Origin of the sequence: Vibrio genomosp. F6 (genome assembly GCF_005146325.1) — a bacterium.
Lineage (GTDB): Bacteria > Pseudomonadota > Gammaproteobacteria > Enterobacterales > Vibrionaceae > Vibrio > Vibrio cortegadensis.
The window spans coordinates 3,206-4,713 of record NZ_SYUT01000119.1; the positions used below are offsets into that span (position 1 = coordinate 3,206).

The 1,508-nt window shown below is 39.4% G+C and carries 2 protein-coding genes; both read left to right on the forward strand.

Features of this window, described 5'->3' with window-relative positions:
* The first annotated feature begins 81 nt into the window (after positions 1 to 81).
* On the forward strand, positions 82 to 1,017 hold the full coding sequence (locus tag FCV43_RS19970) for a hypothetical protein (protein WP_136996162.1): 936 nt from the start codon (positions 82 to 84) through the stop codon (positions 1,015 to 1,017).
* A 108-nt stretch (positions 1,018 to 1,125) separates the two neighbouring features.
* Positions 1,126 to 1,497: an outer membrane protein assembly factor BamE gene (locus tag FCV43_RS19975; protein WP_136996163.1), complete on the forward strand. Its 372-nt coding sequence runs from the start codon at positions 1,126 to 1,128 to the stop codon at positions 1,495 to 1,497.
* The last annotated feature ends 11 nt before the right edge of the window (positions 1,498 to 1,508 follow it).

Below are 1,508 nucleotides of genomic sequence, written 5' to 3' on the forward strand. Positions count from 1 at the left end.
AATGGTTTAGGTTAGGTGGCAGGCGTTGCTCACTACTTAACGCGGCGTTAGGTTTACGGTTAAATATGGAGGTCGCTACATATGATATTGAAAATTGAACAGTTATGTTCCTTTCTGCTGATGCTTTTGTCCTGTAGTTCTTTTGCTGCGGATGAGCAGACTAAAGTGCCAGGAACATCGGTGAGTATGATAAAACCTGCAGGATTCACACTGTCAGAAACGTTTTCTGGTTACTTTAATAGCCAAAACCAGTCGAGTATTCTAATTGCAGAGGTTCCAGAAAATGCGTATGAAAAGTTATCTATCCTCTTTAATAATATTGAGTTGGCACGAGTTGGCTTAGCGAAAAGGGGGGTTGAGGTTCTTGAGATTAAAACGCTCGATTCTGCTGATATTAATGATCCAATCATCATTGGTAGACAGTTAATTTCAGGTATTTATGTTAGTAAGTATATGGCGCTGTTTAGAGGACAAAAAACGGTCATGGTTACTTACAATATATTGGGCGAAAACTCATTGAGCGAATCGACCGTTTTCGAATCAATCAAAACGATTAAGCTCGGTGAAGTTGCGTCATTGGAAGACAAGCTAGAAGTTCTATCTTTCAAATTTGATTATAGTCTACCTTTCAAATTATCGAACGTAATTGCTGGATCTGCAGTTATTCTCACTACATTCGATGGTACAGATAAATCTGGAACGTTGCCTTTAGTAGCAATAGGTAGTTCACTTTCTAGTGTTGGGGCAATCGATTTAAAATCGACTTCTCATACTTTGGCAAGCTCAATACCTGGTTTTGAGGACTTTAAGATTCAATCCGAAGGTGAGGCGAATTTTGCTAATACATCTGGGTATAGAATGGAAATTAGAAAAGCTGATATGACAGCTATACAATTTGTGGCTTTCTTAGATGATGGCACATATTTAAGGTTAGTATCTACTGGTAGCTCGGATCGTATGATGCTACAAAAAGAAAAAATCGCTGAAATAGCGGCATCTGTAAAACCGAAAACCTAACAAGTTGCTTAAGACGGATTCTCAAACGCGTGCCATTTTTCGCTTCGCTCAAGTGTGGCACACGCTTGTTCACCACTTAGCAAAGCGTTATGTGTTTTTAGGACAAAAATGGAAATTTTCGAAATTCAACTAGAAAACTCAATCGGTCCAGTCAAGCTTGGTATGACAGAAACTGAAGTGAGCAATGTTATCGGAGCTCCTGATTACATCTATGGTCATCGCCATCATTTTTTAGATGGTCTCATGGTAGATTTTGATAATGAAGGAAGAGTTGAGTTCATTGAAGCTGCGGCGTCTGAGTTGTTTTCAACGACATTGTTTGGCATTGACGTACATAGGACATTAGCGACTAATGTGCTCGAACGAGTTCAGCTAGAAGGTAATTATGATCATTCTGATCCAGAGTTAGGCTATAGCTACGTGTTTAAAGAGCTTCAGTTATCTTTCTGGCGTCCATGTAGTGGTCAACTGATATTGTAGTGGTACGCTGA

Bases quoted from the DNA above. Each gene is read 5' to 3' on its own strand.
- FCV43_RS19970 (WP_136996162.1), top strand. From the start codon at position 82: ATGATATTGAAAATTGAACAGTTATGTTCCTTTCTGCTGATGCTTTTG.
- FCV43_RS19975 (WP_136996163.1), top strand. From the start codon at position 1,126: ATGGAAATTTTCGAAATTCAACTAGAAAACTCAATCGGTCCAGTCAAG.